Annotated in this window: 16 protein-coding genes and 1 pseudogene; 3 read left to right on the plus strand and 14 right to left on the minus strand. The window is 62.3% G+C overall.

All coding sequences use genetic code 11. The annotated features are described in order from the left end of the window. Positions 1-221: 221 nt before the first annotated feature. Positions 222-1,835: an MFS transporter gene (locus tag ACSQ8V_RS26810; protein WP_436207711.1), complete on the plus strand. Its 1,614-nt coding sequence runs from the start codon at positions 222-224 to the stop codon at positions 1,833-1,835. A gap of 105 nt (positions 1,836-1,940) precedes the next feature. On the opposite strand, the gene ACSQ8V_RS26815 is transcribed toward ACSQ8V_RS26810, so the two are convergent. Further along, positions 1,941-2,834: an alpha/beta fold hydrolase gene (locus tag ACSQ8V_RS26815; RefSeq protein WP_436207712.1), complete on the minus strand. Its 894-nt coding sequence runs from the start codon at positions 2,832-2,834 to the stop codon at positions 1,941-1,943. Positions 2,835-3,255: 421 nt separating this feature from the next. On the opposite strand from ACSQ8V_RS26815, the gene ACSQ8V_RS26820 reads away from it, so the two are divergent. Beyond that, positions 3,256-4,884 carry an FAD-dependent monooxygenase gene (locus ACSQ8V_RS26820; RefSeq protein WP_255631369.1) on the plus strand — a complete coding sequence of 543 codons (1,629 nt, stop codon included), beginning with the start codon at positions 3,256-3,258 and terminating at the stop codon, positions 4,882-4,884. A gap of 26 nt (positions 4,885-4,910) precedes the next feature. Here ACSQ8V_RS26820 and ACSQ8V_RS26825 read toward each other — a convergent pair. Continuing rightward, positions 4,911-5,120: pseudogene (locus tag ACSQ8V_RS26825) on the minus strand (hypothetical protein); the annotation flags it as partial. Between the two features lie 108 nt (positions 5,121-5,228). On the opposite strand from ACSQ8V_RS26825, the gene ACSQ8V_RS26830 reads away from it, so the two are divergent. After that, entirely contained in the window at positions 5,229-6,242 is a 1,014-nt protein-coding gene (locus tag ACSQ8V_RS26830) for a GlxA family transcriptional regulator (protein WP_436207713.1), read from the plus strand. Here ACSQ8V_RS26830 and ACSQ8V_RS26835 read toward each other — a convergent pair. The 12 genes from ACSQ8V_RS26835 to ACSQ8V_RS26890 form a co-directional block, all read right to left on the minus strand. Further along, entirely contained in the window at positions 6,231-7,478 is a 1,248-nt protein-coding gene (locus ACSQ8V_RS26835; RefSeq protein ID WP_436207714.1) for an NAD(P)/FAD-dependent oxidoreductase, read from the minus strand. The two genes, ACSQ8V_RS26830 and ACSQ8V_RS26835, sit on opposite strands and share 12 nt — an antisense overlap. Positions 7,479-7,513: 35 nt before the next feature. Beyond that, positions 7,514-9,199 (minus strand): NAD(P)/FAD-dependent oxidoreductase, encoded by a 1,686-nt coding sequence (locus tag ACSQ8V_RS26840; protein ID WP_436207715.1) that lies wholly within the window; start codon positions 9,197-9,199, stop codon positions 7,514-7,516. A gap of 61 nt (positions 9,200-9,260) precedes the next feature. After that, entirely contained in the window at positions 9,261-10,628 is a 1,368-nt protein-coding gene (locus ACSQ8V_RS26845; protein ID WP_436207716.1) for an MmgE/PrpD family protein, read from the minus strand. Between the two features lie 24 nt (positions 10,629-10,652). Continuing rightward, positions 10,653-11,741, minus strand: coding sequence for a flavin reductase family protein (locus ACSQ8V_RS26850; RefSeq protein ID WP_436207717.1), 1,089 nt, complete (start codon positions 11,739-11,741; stop codon positions 10,653-10,655). Next, the gene (locus ACSQ8V_RS26855) at positions 11,734-13,008 is read right to left on the minus strand and encodes an aromatic ring-hydroxylating oxygenase subunit alpha (RefSeq protein ID WP_436207718.1); all 1,275 of its coding nucleotides are present in this window, start codon (positions 13,006-13,008) and stop codon (positions 11,734-11,736) included. Before ACSQ8V_RS26855 ends, ACSQ8V_RS26850 begins: the two co-directional genes overlap by 8 nt. A gap of 34 nt (positions 13,009-13,042) precedes the next feature. Continuing rightward, positions 13,043-13,939: a nitrilase-related carbon-nitrogen hydrolase gene (locus ACSQ8V_RS26860; RefSeq protein ID WP_436207719.1), complete on the minus strand. Its 897-nt coding sequence runs from the start codon at positions 13,937-13,939 to the stop codon at positions 13,043-13,045. A gap of 21 nt (positions 13,940-13,960) precedes the next feature. Next, entirely contained in the window at positions 13,961-14,884 is a 924-nt protein-coding gene (locus tag ACSQ8V_RS26865; RefSeq protein WP_436207720.1) for a glycine betaine ABC transporter substrate-binding protein, read from the minus strand. Between the two features lie 62 nt (positions 14,885-14,946). Continuing rightward, positions 14,947-15,681: an ABC transporter permease gene (locus tag ACSQ8V_RS26870; protein ID WP_436207721.1), complete on the minus strand. Its 735-nt coding sequence runs from the start codon at positions 15,679-15,681 to the stop codon at positions 14,947-14,949. A 2-nt stretch (positions 15,682-15,683) separates the two neighbouring features. Continuing rightward, on the minus strand, positions 15,684-16,919 hold the full coding sequence (locus ACSQ8V_RS26875) for an ABC transporter ATP-binding protein (protein ID WP_436207722.1): 1,236 nt from the start codon (positions 16,917-16,919) through the stop codon (positions 15,684-15,686). Beyond that, positions 16,916-17,653 carry an ABC transporter permease gene (locus tag ACSQ8V_RS26880; protein WP_276572812.1) on the minus strand — a complete coding sequence of 246 codons (738 nt, stop codon included), beginning with the start codon at positions 17,651-17,653 and terminating at the stop codon, positions 16,916-16,918. The genes ACSQ8V_RS26875 and ACSQ8V_RS26880 overlap by 4 nt, the downstream gene beginning before the upstream one ends. Before the next feature lie 356 nt (positions 17,654-18,009). After that, positions 18,010-18,696, minus strand: coding sequence for a GntR family transcriptional regulator (locus ACSQ8V_RS26885; RefSeq protein WP_213764571.1), 687 nt, complete (start codon positions 18,694-18,696; stop codon positions 18,010-18,012). A 42-nt stretch (positions 18,697-18,738) separates the two neighbouring features. Then, a complete protein-coding gene (locus tag ACSQ8V_RS26890) occupies positions 18,739-20,412 on the minus strand; it encodes a dihydroxy-acid dehydratase (RefSeq protein WP_436207723.1) in 1,674 nt (557 codons plus the stop codon). Position 20,413 lies beyond the last annotated feature (1 nt).

Below are 20,413 nucleotides of genomic sequence, written 5' to 3' on the forward strand. Positions count from 1 at the left end.
GGATATCTAGCCGTGACGCGTGACGCCCTGCTGCTCTCCAACAGTTGACGATTCAACCGCGACATGCAGTCAGTTCTTCATTATTCGTGTTTCCCGACAGATGAATTCGCATTGTCTTTCTTTATCCATAAAACCAACACCCCTAGGATTGATGCCTTCCGGGACCGGAAGGCATCTATTGCGCCGCTCCTGTATAGCGTGAACCTTAGGGAATCTTATCGATGCACCAGCACTCCACGCATGCTTCCCCGACAGTGCCGCGGTCCACACGCGCTAAAACCCTTGTTCTCATCGCGGTCATCCTGGCCTGCATTAGCCTGCCTTTAAGTCTTTCGGCTGGGCCGGCCGCCCAAACGTTCATTGGTCGTGACCTTGCGGGAGGGACGGTTGCTCTTTCGTGGATCACCAATGCCTTCATGCTCGCCTGCGGCAGTACCCTGATGGTGGCAGGTGCGCTTGCCGATCACTATGGCCGCAAGAAAATCTTCTTCATCGGCATGTTGGTCATGACGCTCGTTTCGCTTGCGATGCCGCTCGCACCGAGCGTCTTGTGGCTTGACTTCCTTCGCGTTCCGCATGGTCTTGCGGCTGCCTGTGCGTATGCCGGCGGCGTATCAATGCTGGCCCAGGAATTCGAAGGTCCGGCGCGCGTCAGGATTTTCAGCCTTATCGGCATCGCGTTTGGCGCAGGCCTCGCTTTCGGCCCGACTCTGGCGGGCATTCTGATCGCTCTTTTCAACTGGCACGCGGTCTTCCTCAGTAGTGCGCTGATCAGTTTTATCGCACTGATATTGTGCGTTTTCTACATGACGGACAGCAAGAATCCTTCGGCCCATGGCCTCGACTGGGCAGGCGCCGGCACCTTCACCCTCATGCTGACGCTCTTCACCTTCGCCGTGGTTGAAGCCCCGGTGTATGGATGGACGGGCCCGCTTGTCCTGGGACTCTTTGTGGCAAGCGGTCTCGTGCTGGTCCTGTTTGTCGTGATAGAGACGAAAGTCTTGAATCCCATGCTTGACCTCAGCCTGTTTCGCTATCCGCGCTTCGTGGGCGCGCAGCTTCTACCGCTCGCGACAGCGTATTCATATATTGCGTTGCTCGTTATTCTGCCGCTGCGTTTCATCGGGATTGAAGGGCTGAGTGCCCTGGATGCCGGAATACTGATGCTTTATTTTTCGGCGCCGTTGCTCTTTGTCCCGTTCCTTTCAGCGATGCTTACCCGATTTATTCCGGTTGGCATCCTCTCGGGTGTCGGCATGCTGATCTCGGTCGCAGGGCTCTTTCTACTCACCCAGGTGCCGCTCGGAGATCATGGCATCCTGATGCGCGTGGATCTGCTCCTGATCGGCCTGGGCGCCGCCATTCCATGGGGGTTGATGGATAACCTTGCCGTCAGCGTCGTCCCTAGCGACAAAGCCGGGATGGCTGTCGGTATCTTTGGCGCTTTGCGCGTCTCGATTGATAGCACGGCCATGGCCATTGTTGGTTCATTGCTGGCGTTTTTCGCCCGGCAAACCCTGACCGACATCAGGCCTGATCAGAGTCCGGACACCCTGGCATCCGGTGCGGCGCAACTCGCCGCCGGAACGCTGGAGAAAGCCGGCTCGATTCTTTTGGGCTTCGATCACGCGCACCTGCTCCTGGCCTATGATCTCGCGTTCAAGAAGCTTCTTTGGGTGGCGATTATCCTGACCTTGGGCGCAGCCGTTCTGGTCTTTGCGCTGCTTGGGCGCGTTCGCTCCGACCACGGAGAAGTCGCTGCAGGAGAAAAGGAAGAGGAAGCGCGTCGGGAAGTATCCGCGTCGTTAGCACAAGAATCGCCGGCGCTGGATTAGCGGCTTCCTGATTCATTAATGCCCTGACGCCGAGGCACGCATCACCGATGCGTGCACTCCGATGCCGAGACCGTGCAAGGGGTCAGAGACCTCATGCGTGAAGCGTCAATCCGCCCACGCGTTGATATCAAGTACCGCGCTGACGAATGCGTCTGGCGCCTCCTGCGGAAGATTATGACCTGCGTTCGGCACGACGCGGTTCTCATGGCGTCCAGTGAACCGCTTTAAGCCCGCCGGTCTTCCCCCCGGCGGCGCGACGCCATCAGCGTCGCCTTCGAGTGTGATCGTGGGCACGGTGATCGACGGCATGGCGGACAAGCGACGCTCCATATCGTCGAACTGTGGATCGCCATCGACCAGTCCGGCACGGTGCCGATACGAATGGATGACAACATCGACGAAATCCGGATTGTCGAACGCGGCTGCCGAGCGCGCGTAGGTGTCGTCGTCAAAGCCCCAGCTCGGCGACCATAACGACCACAACAGGCGGCAAAACGCGCGCCGGTTTTCAGTCAGTCCAGCCCGGCCACGCTCACCATGAAAGTAATATTGGTACCAGAGCCGATGTTCTTTCTCCGGGTCGTCTGGCCGCATGGCGGTGGCTATATTCTGAATGTTGTAGCCATTAACCGAGACCAGCCCCCGCGCTCTCGACGGATACAGCGCCGCCACAATGCATGCTGCCCGCCCGCCCCAGTCGTATCCGCCCAGCACAGCCTGTTCAATCTCAAGTGCATCGAGCAGCGCTAACAGGTCCGCCCCCAGCGCTGCCTGCTGACCCGAACGAAGTGTTGCCGGCGCCAGGAAACGCGTAGGCCCATATCCCCGAAGATAAGGTGCGATAACACGAGCACCCTGGGAGATAAGGTGTGGCGTCACTTCCTTATACGCGTGGATATCGTAGGGAAAACCGTGTAGCAGGATGACCGGCCATCCGTCGACATCACCTTGTTCGTCATAGGCGATGTCAAGCAGGTTGGTTGCAATTCTTTTAAGCATGAAGCCCCCCTTTCGCATGAAGTTGTCCAGCCGGTCGCGGCGGATTGCCGTCGGAATAACGAGTCTGACAGCATCCAGCCGACTTGCCCGGTCACGTGGCTACGCAAGAGCAACAATAATGCGCTTCAAGCGACGTCAAATCCCCAGACAAACCGATCGTCATTGGCAGCGACCGTATCGGCGTCCATAGCGCGACGAACAGCACGGGCATCACCCATGGAACACGAACCTCCACGCGCCTTGCGGCGATATCGATCCCCTGGAGCCCTGCCCACGGGTCTATAACTGATTTGGGCGCATCATAGCGAGGCGCTGTTGTCGCGGCGCCGGCGACGTTCCGGACAGCGCGCCCGTTCCCCGTTCGGCCCATTGCGGGCATTTCGCTGGCGGCCGAATCGCAACCCCACTGGAGGCCAATGACATGATGCAGGAATCGACAGATGTACTGATCGTGGGAGCGGGCCCGGTCGGTCTGCTGCTTGCAACCGAACTGTGCCGCGACGGCGTGAACGTATGCGTGATCGAGCAACACGCCGGGCGCACGTTTTTTTGCAAGGCCCTGGGCGTCACGGCTCGCACGCTGGAGATTTTCGACGACCTGGGCATCGCGCTCGATGCAATCGACGCCGGCGTGTGGCTGACGGGCGTGGAGACGTGGAGCGACGGCACACCCGCGCAGCGTATGCAGGTGCCGTCGGAAGGATTGCCGTACGGGTCCCTGTCGTTAGCACAGTACGAGACGGAGCGCCTGCTCGAAGCGGCGCTTGAGCGGCAGGGCGGCCACGTGACCTATGGCTGGTCGCTCACGGGTTTCGTCGAAACGGCGGACGACGTCGCCGCGCAACTGGCGGGACCGGACGGCGAATCGCAGACGCTGCGCTGCCGCTGGATCGTGGGTTGTGACGGAGCCCGCAGCGCCGTGCGCGCGCAACTGGGATTGCCGTTCGAAGGGGGCCAGTATCCGCAGACGTTTGCGCTGGCCGATGTCGATGTCGACTGGACGTTGCCGCGCGGCCCGATGTACCGCTTCAACTGGTCGGAGGGTGCCGGACGGACGCAAACCTCGCTGGCGGCCGTCCCGGTGCGCGGGTCGGTTCATCGTTACCGCCTTTCGATCATCATTGCGTCCGACGAGACCGCTACGCGACTTGCCGCCACACCATCGCCGGATTTCAACGAGGTTTGCCGGCTCATGTTGCCTGCCCTGCCGGACGGCACCCAGCTATCAGCGATGCGATGGTCGTCGGTGTACCGCGTCAGTCACCGGATCGCCTCGACTTATCAGGCTGGACGCGCCTTCATCGCGGGAGATGCCGCGCATCTTCATCCGCCGGTTGGCGGCCAGGGCATGAACACCGGCTTGCAGGACGCGCACAATCTCGCGTGGAAGCTCGCGCTCGCCGCGAAAAACCAGGCGCTGCCGGCACTGCTGGATAGCTATTCGGCGGAGCGCCATCCGGTCGGCCTCGACGTCGTGCAGTCGACCAGCCGCGCGCTGAACACGGTTCTCGCGCAGGGCGTGATGACTCCGGCGTTGCGGGAGACCCAGCTTTTAGTGAGCTACCGCGATAGTCCGGTTGCGATCGACGCCTGTGCGCAGTTCGCCGCTGAACTACCCGCGCCGGGGGATCGCGTGCCGGAAGTGGGCGGTCTGCGACAAGCTTTTATTGGCCATCCACTGCGCCTGCAAGACCGTCTCGGACGTGGCCGGCACGTCCTTGTTGGCTACGTCGATTGCGCGGAAGAGCAGTACGTGGCGTTCGTCGAGGGCTACCGCGCGCTGCATGCGGTGCTGGGCTCCGCAGCGGCCGGGATTTTGATTCTGGCGCCGGGCAGCGCGGTGCCATCGGATGAATCGATCACGGTATTGAACGACACCGCCGGTGAATTTGCCGCCGCTTTCCACGCGCCCGGAGGCACCGTCTGGATGGTCCGGCCTGATGGGCACATTGGCTGGCGCAGCAGCGAATGCTCGGCGCTGTCGGTCACGTCGTGGCTGCAACGCTCGGTTGTTTTGACGAATCCGATCGCGAGGCGAACGTCAGCTTGACCGTCACAATCCCGGTCAGGGATGCCTTACCCTAATCTCTTGCAAGCTGGCGACAGCGGCGGTCGCGGCGACTTGCCGAGGACGATATGCCCCCCGGCCGTGTCCTCGATAAAGTCGTGGCTGACGCCGCCAATGCTTCGTACGAACAGCATGCCGGCCGGTATGTGCGGAGCGATGAGCTGGGCATCATGACAGGCCTCGCTCGGCATGCGCATCCACTGCCCGAGAGCCATAGCCGTACCAGAAAAAGACGGCCGTTTTATTGAAGGCGTACGATACTTGAAGGAGTCTCCGCACAGTACCGTCCGCGCGAGCGTTGCTCGCAGATATGCCTTCAGTGAACCATGAATTCTGACAGCCTCGACACGCTAAACCCGCCCCACATGTCCGAATCGCAGACCGTCGCCGTTATGCGGCGCTTCGTGTTCCTGCTGGTGGAAGGACTGTCCATGATGAGCCTGTCGTCCGCTATCGAGCCCTTGCGCTCGGCTAATCGCCTCGCCGCCCAGCCGCTTTATGCATGGGACATGGCCAGTCTCGACGGAACACCCGTACAGGCCTCGAACGGCATTGAACTGCAGGCTCGCCCGCTCACCGAAGCCATGCTCCACGCGGACTATGTGTTCGTGTGCGGCGGCCTGCGGCTCGACCCCGAACTCGAACCCCGCTACCTGCGCGCGCTGCGCACGGCGGCACGCAGCAAGGCTGTGATCGGGTCGTTATCGACGGGCAGTTATCTGCTGGCCCGCGCGGGATTGCTCGATGGTTACCAATGCACCATCCACTGGGAAAACCTGCCGGCGTTCGCGGAGGAATTTCGCGACTTGCTGTGCTCGGGAAAGATCTACGAGATCGATAGAAACCGGATGACCTGCTCAGGCGGCATCGCGGCAATGGACATGATGCTGCATTTGATCTCAGAGCAGCACGGCGCCGAACTCGCGGTGCGCGTGGCAAACCAGTTTCATCATGAGCGCATCCGCGACGGCCGCGACGATCAGCGCGGCTGGCGCGACCACAATCACGCCAGCCTGCCAAGAGGCATCCGGCGAGCGATCGACCTGATGCGGGCGAACGTGGAAGCACCGCTGCCGATTGCGCAGATCGGCACGACTATCGGCATGACATCGCGGCAACTCGAACGCCTGTTCCTGCGTCATCTGAACGCCACGCCCGCACGCTACTACGTGCAGTTGCGGCTCGAACGCGCGCATGAATTGCTGGCCTATTCAAGCGTGCCCGTGGCCGACATCGCGCTCGCTACGGGCTTTGCCTCGCCATCGCATCTGGCGCGATGGGTACGTCGTGTCTATCAGGCGAGTCCGTCGGACCTGCGGGGCGCGCAGTCACGATCCTAGTGGCGCGAGAATGTCTTGCTCAGGTTCATTGCAACGTGGAAAAGCCAGCGGCGAAGGGAACGGCAACCAGCCCTGTAACGTCCGCCAGTCCGGTTCAAGATTCGCAAATCGCGAAAGTGCAAAGCTCGAAAGATCCGCGAAGCTGCATGTGCCGTCGATCACGAGATCGCGGATGGCGTGGCCGCTAGCCGGCGATAATCCGAATCCCACGCTCGACAACGTCGCCAGGGTGAGGTTATCGAATTGAGCGGGCTGGTCGATGATCGGCCGGCCGTCGGGAGTATTCTCTATAAAGCCCGCCCAGCTGCGAATCACGCGCGCATGCGCGACCTTCGGGAACAACGCAGCCACGCGGGCCGCGATGCTGCATTGCAAAGGTGTGGAATGAGGCCGCTGGCGGTTCACGTCGGCGAGATCGATCCACTCGTGCGGACCGCCGCCATAGGCAAGATTGCCGCGCAGCGTCTGCCGTCCATACAAGCCATTACCGTCAACGCCGCCTATGCTCATGGGCGGCAGCGGTTCCGTCACGATCATCTCGGCGCGCGCGCTCGCAAGCGGGACATCCACGCCGAGTTGCGCGGCAAGCTCGCCGGTGTGCGGTCCGGCGGCAAGCACCAGATGATCGCAGGCAATGTGGCCACGATTTGTATTCACCCCGCTGACGTGGTCGCCGTTCGTCGTGAAGCCGGTCACGTTCGTATGCTGCAGCAAGCGCCCGCCGCGGTCCTGCATCGCCCATGCGTAAGCCTGCAGCGTCCGGTGTGGATTCGCGTGGCCGCCGAAGTGATAGAAATAACCGCCAAAGACGTTGTCGCCCGCGAACGGCACGAGTTCGCGGACCTGCCTCGGATCGAGAACGTCTGAGCGCAAACCGTGAAACGCACCGTTATCGAGCGCCCGGCGATAGAGCAGGAACTGATGCGCGTCGAGTGCAATGCGAATGCGGTTGGGGCGAAATTCGGTAGGATAGCCAAGCAACTCGTCCATCATCGGCCAGAGCCGCTGCTCTTCCAGGAACAGCGGGCTGTGATGATGCGAGCAGCCGCCGCCGTTGCGGCCGGACGCGCCCCAGCCAATCAGGCCGGCATCGAGCACCAGCGCGTCGACGCCGGCCATGGCCAGCCACCATGCTGCGCTCAGGCCCGTGACGCCTCCTCCGACGATGACTACCGAGGCGCCTGCCGGTACGTCGCTGGGACCGGAATGGTTGGTCGGGTGGTGTTGCGCTGTCATTGTGCTTGTCCTCGTGCTTGCGCGTTTTTTGAAGCCTACTCGCTCGCCACGGCTGCGCCGCGCTCGCGTCCCGCCGCCGTATAAAGCGGCATGGGCCGCCAGAACGGCACCCATTGCGAGGCCATCCCAAACCAGCTATCCCAGTGCTCGCGAAGTTCGGGCACTTCTTCCAGGGTCGCAAGCTGACGCAGCGGCAGCGGGCGCACCGGCGAGCGGAATGTGGCGAGCGGTATGGCCGCCAGCGCGATGCCCGAGCCGATGGACATCAGTGCCGCGACCTGCTCCCGGCACCGGCGTCCCTGGCATGGGCCCATGCAGGCGCGCGTGAGACGTTTGACGATGTCGGGGTTCGGCGGCGCATCGCCGGCCAGTTGTGCGAGCGTGTGCGGGTGCTCATCGTCCTTCTTGCTTTCCCAGCCGATGTACCGCGGTGGGCGAACCAGCAGGATCTCGGCGGCCGTTACCTCCTCGCATTGGCAGACATAAGGCTCGCCATCCGCTTCGATCACCGACGCACGCACCCACGCGCAGCGCTCGTGTGCGGGATCGATGTGAACCGCATCGGGCACGATGGGCGCTTCTTCAGCAACGTCCTGATCATTCACGCCCAGCGCGCTCAATGCGGCCGCCGCTGCAATCCGCCCTTCGCGCCTCGCGATCGAGGGCGTTACACTTTTATCGGCCCATGTCCCCGCGCAATCACCTGCCGCGAAAATGAACGGCAACGACGTGCGCTGCGCTTCATCGACCCGCGCAACGTGCCCGCCGCGCTCCGGGATGAACGCGGTATCGCAGCCGGCTGCCTCAAGTAATTCGATAGCCGGTACTGTCGCAATCCCGAGCAACACCGTGTCGCAAGCCAGGCGCTTCAGTTCGTCCTTCCGATGCCGCCCGTCAGCGTCCACTGCCGCGAGCGTCACGGCCTCGACCTCGCCCGATCCAGTACCACCGCCCTCCGCCCGTTCGATCACATGGCGCGTGAACACCTGCGTTCCCCGTGCGATCAGGCGTGCGAGCAAACCAGCGTCGCCCGTCACGGTTTCGCCTTGCTCGATCACCGCCGCAATACGCACGCCTTTGTCGGAGAGTACATTGGCTATCTGCAACGCAGCGGTACTGCTGCCGACCAGCACGGCCACGCGCGCGCTGAGCGCGTCGTAAGTCACTGCAAGCCGATACGCCGCGCTCGCGCCCATCACGCCCGGGCGTTCCCACCCCGCGAATGCGAGCCCCATGTCACGGCTGCCCGACGCGACGATCACCTGCTTGAAACGCAGCAAATAAGCACGTTCCTCATCTGCCAGGCCCACGACGCGGCCATCGATCCACGCTGCTGTCGGACGTTGCGGAAACAGTCCCCATGCAACCGTACCGAGGCGCACATCGACGCCGGCTTCCAGCGCATCGGCGAGTTCAGGTGTGCTCTCGAGCAGCGCTTCGAGCATGGCGTTCCGGTTTGCCACGATCGCGCCGATACGACCGCCGAAGTGCAGCGGAATCTCTTCGCCCATCGTCTCTAACGGCACCGGGTTTTCGTCGATCAACGTCACCCGCACGCCCCGGTTCGATGCAGCCAGCGCAGCGGCAAGCCCCGCCGGTCCCGCGCCGATCACGAGCAGATCGGTTTCGTCGGCGATGGGCGGTTGCTTGCCTGCGACCGACGCGGGATCGTATTCCACAGGACCGGAAGGTTCAGCAGGATGCCGCACGGGTTGGTCCACGAGTTGTCCTCGATCGATGAAGGGTTGTCCGATTATCAGGTGATGCGCGCAGCGCGCCAGATCACAAAACCGACCTGATCGCTTCCACGAGCGACGTTTCCGGCTGGGTCAGCACGAGATCGAGAAGCGGGCTCAGGGCGTGCGCCGGTTCGCTCAGCGCGAACACTTCCCTTTCTATCCGCGCCGTCCGGTCCGGGCTCATGCGCACCTCGGAAAAGGCGCGAAACTTCGCACGCAACGCATCGCGCGGCAACGGCCGTTCAGGGTCGCCTTGCGATTGCATCGGGCCGGAATCAAGCGTCCTGCCATCGCGGGTGTGCACGATGACACGGGCCCAACGCTGCGCGGGGAAAAGCGCGCTGAACGAAGCGGAATCACCCAGCTTCATGCGCGGAATCAGACCGCACAGACGAACGTCGGCGAGACCCTTCGACCCGATCGTTTCCGCATCCACGCGTCCGTCCAGCAATGCTGCCGCGACAGGAAAGAGCACGCCGTACTGGGCTTCCTCGGTCGTGACCGGAACAGATGCGCACAGCCGGGTCGCCTCGTGAAACGTCTCGATCTCGACGCTTTCAATCGCATCCGCCGCGAAGACATTCGTCTCGCGCAAATGCAGCGCACAAGCGATTGCCGGATGTGCCCAGCGGCACACGGGGAATGGCTTGAAATACTGGTCGAGAATGAACCAGCGGCGCCCGAGATCGGACCACAACGCACCTTCTTCGCCGGCTTCAACCGTTAGTGCGGGAGCGCCGGTAAAGTGACGCGCGGCGAGCAGCGCGGCGCTCACGCCCGCCATGCAACCCCAGCCCGAGCCGTCCTTGAGCATGGTCGGAAAATCGATGCAGCGCATCATGTCGCTGCGTGGTCCGTGATACTCCGCGATACCTAACGCATGACGCGTTCGTTCAACATCGAGCTTCAGCCCTCGCGCGATTATCGCCGCCGCGGCCAATGCGTTCCACGCGCCGGACGTGTGGTATTCGCTGCTGGTTGCGTGCAGCGCGATGCCGGCACGCGTACCGATCTCGTAGCCGAGCACAAGGCTCGTGAGGAAGGAACGGCCGTCCATCGACGGGTCCAGTTCTGCCATTGCCAGCAAGGCGGGCAGCACGGCCACGCCGACGTGGCCCTTCGTCAGCGAATGGCCGTCGTGGCCGTCGAAGCTGTCGATCGTCATAGCACCGGCCAATGCCGCACCGAGCGGACTCGCGATACGTCCGTTGAACAACAGCCGTGTGCGCATGCTGCCCGCGCCGAAAAATTCAGCGGCATGATCGCAGGCTATCTGCGCGAGTTGCGTGCTGCTGCCCGCCGCCGCGACACCGAGCAGATCGAGCAGGCAGTATTGCGCCTGCTCGACCACGGCATCGGGCAGATCCTCGAAGCGAAGCGAGTGGATGAATTGTCCAACGTGATCGTTCATTGTGCGTGGTCTGCCGGAGAAGGGTTAGAAGTCAAGCACCAGATCAGATAATGGCCGGCTTGAGCAAGCAAGAATGAAGCCCTCCGCTTCGTCATGGGTGGAGAGCCCTCCTTGATGCTGCATGTCCACCGCGCCCGAACGTTTGTGCAGCTTGCAGGTCCCGCAGATGCCGCTCGCGCAAGCGCAGGGAATGACGACCTGCTGCCGCGACGCGGCCATCAAAACCGTTTCGCCCGCGCGTGCAGTGAAGTGCTTGTTGCCCAGCGTGACATCGAAACTCTTGTCTGTTTCGGAAGCTTCGCTGTCTGCCGGCGGAGTCGATACCGTCACCGCGCCGAAATGCTCCACATGAAAACGTGCATGCCTGGCGCCATCGGCGGCGTGAATGCGCCGGATATCGTCCATGAACGATGCCGGGCCGCAGCAATAAACTTCACGCGTGAAAAAATCGGGCATGGCCGCCGCAATAAGCCGCCGCGATGCGCGCCCGCGCAAACCAAACCAGCCGGGTCCAGGCAGACTCAGCGTGACGGTCGCTTGCAGCCTGGGCATGCGCGCTTGCAACCTAGCAATTTCGTCGGCAAACAAGATGTCTTCCACACGGCGTGCCGCGTGAAACCACGCGATATCCTGCTCTGGCGCGTGGTGCGCGAGCGTGCGCAGCATCGACATCAACGGCGACGCACCTGATCCTGCCGAGACCAACGCGAGCGTCCCTTGCGGCATGGCGTCGAGTCGAAATACGCCTAGCGGGTAACGCGAACTTACGCGCATGCCGGGCTTCAGTTCGTCATGCAACCAGCGCGTGGCGCGTCCTGCCGGTTGCCGCTTGAGCGTGAGTTCGAGCGTCTCGCTACCGGCAACAGTACCCGGCGCCGATGCTATCGAAAACGTCCGGTCCACGCGTTCACCGTCAATATGGAGCGTCAGCAGCATCGATTGCCCGGCAACGAACCGAGGTGCATCGCGCGTGGTATCGCGGAAAACAAACGTCTTCACATCGGGTGATTCGGACCTCACGGCGACGCATTCGAGCACGCGGTCCACAGGCGCATCCGGCATGCCGGGGAACGGCGCTTCGAGCCCAGTGATATCGCCAGGGACGTTAGCCATTGGACACCTGCAATTCGATCGTCCGGGGCTTCGAACTCGTGCGCTCGACATACGCGGCAAGTTTGTCCGCGTACCAGTTCGTGAAGTTGCGCAACATGAACTCCGACGGCGCGTACGGTCCCGGCACATAGGCTTTCGATGCAATGCCCAAATGATTGTTTGCCGCCAGCCGCGCGTCCTGGTCGTTGGTCGCGCGCCAGACCGACGTGAGCGTTTCGACATCGTAGTCCACGCCTTCCACCGCGTCTTCATGAACGAGCCAGGTCGTGCGCAACTCGGTCCGGTTTGCGGAAAGCGGCAGGATCCGAAAGTGGATGATGTGATCGGAGAGAAAATGATTCCAGTTATTAGGTACCCTGAACATTCTCACCGAACCCAGGTCCGGTTCGGTCAACTCACCGAGCAGCTTGGTACAGGCCGGCGAACCATCGGCCGTGAACGATACCGCGCCGCGATGGAACGGCAAGCGGATGCAACGGAACTCGTTGCCACCGTCCGCGGGCTGATGCGGCAAGCTCAGGCTGTCCCACTGGCGGCCTTTATCATTCATCAACTGGCGAAAATCCTGCGAGCCGCGCGGATCGTCGGGCAACGCGAATTCGATCAGCGTGGCGAGCAGTTCGGGATGATTGCCCGAGCAGTGGTAACACTCGCGGTTGTTCTCTATCACGAGCTTCCAGTTCGCGTTTTCCACAATGGTCATGGAACACGCCACCTTCGTCCGTTCAGGCTGATGTGGCGCAATGTACGGCGTCACCGCACGGCGAAAGCGTGACAGGTCAGGCGTGATCGAGTGGGGATCGGAAGGATCGGCGAGACAGATATAGACCATGCCGCAGATAACTTCCACCTGCACCGGCGCGAGTCCATAACCGTCGCGTTCGAAATCAGGCGGCATCTGGCGCGCGTGCAACAGCGCGCCGTCCAGGTCGTACACCCACTGGTGATACGGACATACCAGCCTATGCACATGCCCCTGCGGTTCCATGCAGATACGCGATCCGCGATGCCGGCAAGTATTGAAGAATGCCTTGATCTCGCCATGCGGATCGCGCAACACGATCACGGACGTCCCGCCGACTTCCAGCGTCTGATAGTCGCCGGGCTGGGGAATCTCGCAGGCGTTCAGCGCGAACAGCCAGTCGTTCATAAAGACGGCGTCGAGATCCAGCGCATGAAACGATTCGTCGATATAAAACGGCTGGGCCAGACTGAATCCTTCGCGCCGGCTGGCCAGTAGAGCGTGAACCCGTGCTGCGTCCAACATCGTCATGTCCGCCCAAGAAAACATTCGTGTGAAGCTATTGTGTTCCGCCGTTTTGCGGCGTGAGCGCAGGTTCACGACCAAGCCCATCACGAAACCGACACGATGCAACAGCCGGATTCAACTTCAGCGCGTTGGCGTCGCGAATAGTGGGCAACGCGAAACGCGCCTGGCGCACGGCGTCGTAGTCCAGTGTCGCGATCACCAGTTCTTCGCGGGCCTGTTCGCTTTGAGCAATGACGTGACCATCGGGGCCGACGATGCGCGAACCACCCCAGAAATGGAGATCGCCCTCGCGGCCCACGCGGTTTGCCATCACGACCGGCGTACCGTAGACCAGCGCGTAGAAACGCAAGGCAAGATCCCAGCCGCGCGGGTTATCGAAGTCCTGGCCGACGGCTTCGAGCGCCGAGCTGACCGGCGCCGCGAACAAGGTCGTGCCCGCACACGCCGATGCATGCACGAGCGCCGGATTCCACAGGTCGGCGCAGACCGGCGTAGCGACGCGCCAGTGCGCATCGAGATCGAAACCACCGAGCGCGTCGCCGGGGGCAAAATACTTGCCGTCGTCGAGCTTTCCGTAGGTCGCCAGGGAAATCTTCCGATGCACATGGACCACGCAGCCTTGCGCCAGCGTGGCCACGCTGTTGTAGAACTGCGCGCCCGGCGCTTCTTCCATGAAGCCGACCACCGCGTGTATGCCGGTGCATGCAGCCGCTATTTGCAGCAGCACGGGGTCATCGGCGGGCATGGCGAGACGCAGCGCATCCGCACCCGCGCCGTGGCCCACCAGTGACAGTTCCGGAAATACCAGCAGTTGTACGTTCGACGCTGCGGCGGCCGCGAGCATCGACAGATGCTTGTCCACATTCGAAGCAATCGAGCCCGGCACGCTTTCCATCTGTGCGGCCGCCACCACGAGTTCATGTTTCATGTTTGCGCGCGAACCCTCGGTCTAGATCAGTCCCGACGACTTCAGGAACTGCGCCGCGACGTCGTCCACCGACTTCTTCGACACATCCACTTCAGCATTCAGACGCGCCATGGTCTGATCGTCGAGTTTCGCGGAAAGTGCGTTAAGAATGCCCGCGAGCTTCGGATTGGCGTCCAGTGTTTCTCGACGGATGACCGGTGTCAGCGCGTAGGCCGGGAAGAAACCCTTGTCGTCGCGCAGCACGATGAAGTTGAACGCAGGCACGCGGCCATCGGTGGTGAACACCAGCGCGAGATCGACCTGCCGGTCCTTCAGCGCCTGATACGTCAGGCCCGAATCCATCCGCTTGACCTGCGGTGGCGAGAAGCTGAAGCCATAGGCTTGCTGCAGCGGCTTGAGCCCGTCGGGCCGTGCGTAGAACTCTGAATTGCACGCGAACGTCAGTTCCTTGCCGCTATTGAGGACCTTCGACAAGTCGCTTAGCGTGGCAATGCCAAGCTTCGCGGCTTCGTCGCGATTCATCGCCAGGCCATAGGTGTTATTTGCCTTCGATGGATCGAGCCATACCAGTCCCTTCTTCGCATCCAGCTCTTTCACGCGCTGATAGGTCTGCGCCGGATTCAAATGATCCGTGACTTTGTTGTAGGTGATCAACGAGGTGCCCGTGTACTCCCAATACACATCGATCTGGCCATTTTCCTGCGCCTCGCGCAGCACGCTGCTGCCCATGCCGTCCTTTTTAACGACGGTGAATCCCTTGGCCTCCAGCAAGGCGGTGGTCATCTGCGCCATCAGCACCTGCTCGGTGAAATTCTTGCCGCCGACCGTGATCGTGGCTGCACCGGCGGACGTCGATGCAAACGCCCCGGCGATACAAAAGCCTAGCGCACAGGTAAATGCGGAAATCGAAGCGCGGGAAAATAACCGGGAGAGCCGAGTGTGCATGGAAGGTCCGAAATGTGGTTAAGGGACAAACTGACTTGGCAAACGAAACGAAAAAAGACCCGTCAACGCTGCGGATTCACGCCACGCGGCACCAGCCGAAGCTGCATCTGCGCGACCAGCATGTCGGTGGCAATGGCGAGTGCCGCGGTTGGAATCGCGCCGGCAAGCAGCATCGGAAAATCGTTCAGGTCGATGCCGGTAAAGATCAGCTCGCCCAGCCCGCCACCGCCGACCAGAAATGCGAGCGGCGCGGTGCCGACAGTGATTGCCAGAGCCGTTCTGAGTCCCGCGAAAATGACGTACATCGCGTTGGGCATTTCCACGCGCCACAGGATCTGCCGGCGGGTCATGCCAATGCCGGTCGCAGCGTCGATCAGCGTCGGCGGCACGGCACGCAGGCCTTCATAGGTATTCATCGTGATCGGCAGCAGGGTCGCGACCCACAAGCCAAAGATGGCTGGCCTTGCGCCGATTCCAAGCAGGCTCATGGCCAGCGCGAGCAGCGCGAGTTTCGGCACGGCTTGTCCCGCGTTGAGCGCGAGCAGCACGAGATGCGCCGCGCGGCCGCGTCCGGGCCGGCTGAGCCAGATACCCGTGGGGATCGCGACCACGATGGCAGCAAGACCGGCAATTGCAACCATGAGCATCTGCTGACCCGCCTGATACACGATGTCCGCGCGATATTGAGCAAGCGACGAGAACAAGCTGTCGGCATGAGCGTCGGCACAAGCGGCGAGCATCATGAGCGCCACGAAAAGACATCGGCCGCGCACGCGATGAACGGTAGGCGGGCCCATTCTCATGCGCCCTCTTCCGCACGCGTGAGCACGCTGGGATCTTCCTGGCCGGCGAGCGAAGCAGAGCCCGCGGTGTCATCGGTGAAGACACCCAAGCCCGCTTGAACGCATGCGTCCGGGTGCGCCGCACGCGCCAACGCCGCGATCGCCGCATAGCTGACATAACCGGCGAAGCGGCCGGCATCGTCGAGCACGGCGAACCATGAGACGCCGTGCGCGAGCATGGCGGACACTACGCTGCGCAAGTCGTCGCCTGCACGGGCCGTTGCAGTAAGCGGCATCGCAATCGATGCATCCAGCCGGTCGTCCGCGTTCACACCCGTGGCGTCCAGGCATGCGGTGCTGAGATAGCCGCACGGTACGCCGTTGGCATCGACCACGATGACCTCGCCGCCGGGATGCGTGCCCAGCGCCGCGCGCACGTTGCGGTGCGTTTCTCCAACGCGCGCGACCGCTCTCGAACTCATCAGCGCATCGCTTGCGCACAGCAGGCGCAAGCGCTTCAACGCGCGATCCGAGCCGACGAAGTTCGCGATGAACGCGCTGGCCGGCCGTGCCAGCAATTCTTCCGGCGGTCCATATTGTTCGAGCTTGCCGTCGCGGAAGATCGCGATCTTGTCGGCCATCTTCACGGCTTCGTCAATATCGTGGCTCACGAACACCACGGTCTTGTTCAGGCGCCGCTGGATCTTGCGAAACTCGTCCTGGATCGCCGTGCGGTTGATCGGATCGATGGCGCCGAACGGTTCGTCCATGAGCATCACGGGAGGATCGGCGGCGAGTGCGCGCGCGACCCCCACGCGTTGTTGCTGACCACCCGACAGGTCACGTGGATAACAGCGCATGAACACGGCCGGATCGAGCGCGACGAGTTCGAGCAACTCCTCCACGCGCTTGCGCGTGCGCGCCTTGTCCCAACCAAGCATCTGCGGCACGAGCGCGATGTTGCCTTCCACCGTCATGTTGGGGAACAGGCCGACCTGCTGGATCACATAGCCAATGCGCCGACGCAACTCGACCACGTTGAAGCCCGCGGTGTCTTCTCCGCCGATCAGGATCTTGCCCGACGTCGGCTGCACCAGCCGATTGATCATCTTTAGCGTGGTGGTCTTGCCGCAACCCGAGGGTCCGAGCAGCACGCATAACTCCCCTTCGCCAATCTCCATCGTGAGGTTGTCGACCACCGCTTGCGACTGGCGCGATTCGAAGCGCTTGGTGAGATTCTGAAGCTTGATCATCGGCTCTCCGCAATGGTGATGGGGTCGACTGCGCGCACGTCGGCCGAGACCGCGCGCCTGCCCCAAGCCAGCAGGGGCAGGCGTGCCGTGCGCAGCCCGGCAGGCGTGAGGCGGCGTTGCAGGCAGGCCAATCCAAAGTCCGCCACGATCGCAAGGGCACCCACGATCACCGCCCCGGCTATCAGTTGTCTCGGGTCCGACTGCGAGATGCCGCGGCTGATCAGCTTGCCGAGCCCGCCCGCGCCAATATAGGTTGCGATCGCCGCAATGCCGATGTTGATGACCACGGCCATCCTGATGCCGGCCATGATGATGGGCACGGCAATGGGCAGTTCGACGCGGAAGAGCCGTTGCTTCGTGGTCATGCCCATGCCGCGCGCGGCTTCTCGCATGGCAGGGTCGAGATTGCGGATCGCCGTGTAGGTATTGCGCACGATCGGCAACTGGGAGTAAAGGAACAGCGCAATCACCGCCGGCAGGAAACCGATACCTTGTCCAATCAGCGACAGTACCGGGATCAGCAAGCCGAACAGCGCGATCGACGGCACCGTCATGAGGATGGCGGCCACATAGAGCACGATCCGCGCCACACGTTCATTGAGGCTGATGGCGATACCCAGCGGTACCCCGGTGAGGATGGCAAAGCCGACGCCCACCGCCACGATCTGCAGATGCTCGACGAGCATGTGCAAGATCGAAGGACCGTTTGTCCAGATGAAAGCGAGCGTTTCCAAGCGTCCTCCGGAAGAGAGCCCAGCCGATTGGGTCGATAGCGCTGCGGGATCAGGGTTTGTCGGTATATGGGCGTGGACCATGGACCGTTTTCCAGACCTCCTCGCCGCCAGAGAACTGTAGCGGCTCAAAATGCACGGCAGCACCACGTTTTCGACATCAAGTGTCACCGAGGCGACGCCCGCGGGTTTTCGCCTGGGACCGGAGTGGGTTTGGGAGTTGGGTTTGCGGGCGCTTTTAACGCGATTCTGCTTGCGGCCAAGCCCGGTCCCGTTCGCGCTCGGGAGCTTCGGAGGCTGGGGTCTGCCTACGCCCAGAAGGGGGTAGATCTCGTGCAGAGGGGAACTATGCGCTTCGGCTATCGATAGGAATCGAGCGCCGCCCGTGTAAACGTCTCGACATTATCAATCAGCCGATCCAGCGCATCGCGCGCCAGATCTTCGTCACCGTCCGCGATCGCCGATGCAATTCGCGCATGCAATCGTGCCGCTTCAGGCAGATTCGCCGATTCCTTGTAATGCGCGTACCAGAATCGCCGCGACAAACCCTGCATGAGTTTCATGGCGGAAGTCGCGTATTCATTGCGGGCACTTTCGAGCAGCAAGCGATTGAACGTCCGGTCATGGGCAAGAAACGCATCGCCGTCATTCTCCTGCGCCGCCTGCTCCATCTGCTCGGCCAGCGTGGCGAATTCCGCGCGTTGCTGCGAGTCTGCGCGTTTCGCCGCGACTGCCACCAGATACCGTTCGAGTTCGCGCCGGACTTCGAGCAGCTTCAGTTGCTTGCGCACGTCGATCTCGGAAATGATGATGCCGAGCTTCGGCACGATCACCACCAGACCTTCGCGCGCAAGCTGCTGCAACGCTTCGCGCACGGGCGTCCGGCCCAGACCCAGCAGCTTCGACAAGCCGTTTTCGGAGACGATCTGCCCCGGCCTGAGGCTGAGTGTTGCTATGCGCTCCTCGATCTGCGTGTACGCCTGGCCTGCGAGGCTTTGCTCTTCGTTGTCGACAATGACAGGATTGACCGGCACGGGTCCGTTCATAAATGGGCCTTCAGAGTGATTGGCGGACCCGGCCGGCAACCATCAGCGCTTGCCGAGCACCGCGCCTTTTGAAAGCGGCTGCACCAGTTGCTGGTACATGGAAAGCCAGCCCTTTTCAGTCGTTGCGCGCAGGGGCGGAAGCGCCGTGAGGCGCGCCTCCATTTCGCCGTCCGAGATTTCAAGAGTCATTGATTTCTCGTTGAGGTCGATCGTTATTATGTCGCCGTTTCGCACCACTGCCAAGGGACCGCCCTCCGCCGCCTCCGGCATCACCTGCCCGATGGTAATGCCGCTGTTCAAGCCCGACAGCTCGCCGTCAGTCACAACGGCAACCGTGTCTCCCAGCCCCGCGCCGACCAGCGCCGCCATGAAGCTGGCAGCGAACACCGTGCCCGGCCCGCCCTTCGGTCCCATCATGCGCAAGACCACAACCGAGCCGCGCGCGATCTCATTCTTCTCGATTTGCGCGATCGCATCGTTCTCGTCTTCGAATACCGTCGCGGGTCCGGAAAAGCGCCGCACGTGTTTCGGCACGGCGGAGAGCTTGACCACCGAACCGTCCGGCGCAAGATTTCCCCTGACGATGATCAGGCCCGGCTCAGCAAAAAACGGCGTCGCGAGCTTGGCGATAACCGCTTCGTCCGGCGCCGGACGCGCGTCCAGGTTCGCTTGCAAACTGTTGCCCGTCACGGTCATGACCGAGGTATCGAGTACGCTTTGCAGTTGCTTCATCGCCCCGGCGCAGCCGCCGGCGGCCGCAAAATCCTCGATCCGGTCGGGCCCGTTCGGACGCACCTTGGTGATCTGCCCGACCAGCGCGCCGGCTGCTTCGAATTCGCCGATGATATTCACATCACACTCACTTTCGATAGCGGCAGCCAGCAGGTGGCGCATCACATTGACCGAGGCGCCGATTGCCACCGCCACCCGGACCGCGTTACGAAACGCCGCCGCCGTCATGATCTGGCGCGGGCGGATATCCCGGGCGACCAGGTCCATGATCGCGACACCGGCGCGTGCCGCGTAGTCGTTGAGCGCTTCGCTGCCCGCGCGGATCGGCGCGTTGCCCGGCAGCGTCATTCCCAGCGCTTCCGCCATGCAATGCATGGAATTGGCGGTGGCGAGGCCCGCGCACACGCCCGGCCCCTTGATCGCGTGGCATGTCATCTCGGTCAGGTCATGCAGCGTGATCTTCTTCGCCTTGTACGCGCCGACCGACTTGTAGACCTCTTCAATATCGACATGATGGTCGCCGCACTGAGACCCCAACTGAAACCCGCACGTGACGATGATGCTCGGCACATTCAGCCGCCCCGCGGCCATGAGTTGCGCGGGCGTGGTCTTGTCGCATGAAGCGAGCAGCACCATGCCGTCCAGTTCGGCGCCTTCCACCTGGACCTCGACGTCGTTGACCAGCAAGTCGCGCGTGGGCATCAGGTAGCGCCCCTGCTTGCCGGCGCTGGTGACGAAATCGGATGGCGCCACCGTGCGGATTTCCAGCGGCACGCCGCCGGCTGCGCGAATCGCGTCCTGTACAACCTGCGATACGCCATCGAGATGCTGATAACACACCGACAATTTGCTCGATGAATTCACGATCGCGATCTTCGGTTTTTCGAAGTCCGCTTCCGTCAGGCCCATCGCCAGCCATTGCGAACGGCGCACGGCCCAGCGCGTGGTGCCCGGCGTGAAATTACTGCGCAATTTTTGAGTCATT

The sequence above is a fragment of the Caballeronia sp. LjRoot31 genome, from assembly GCF_964253885.1.
GTDB lineage: Bacteria > Pseudomonadota > Gammaproteobacteria > Burkholderiales > Burkholderiaceae > Caballeronia.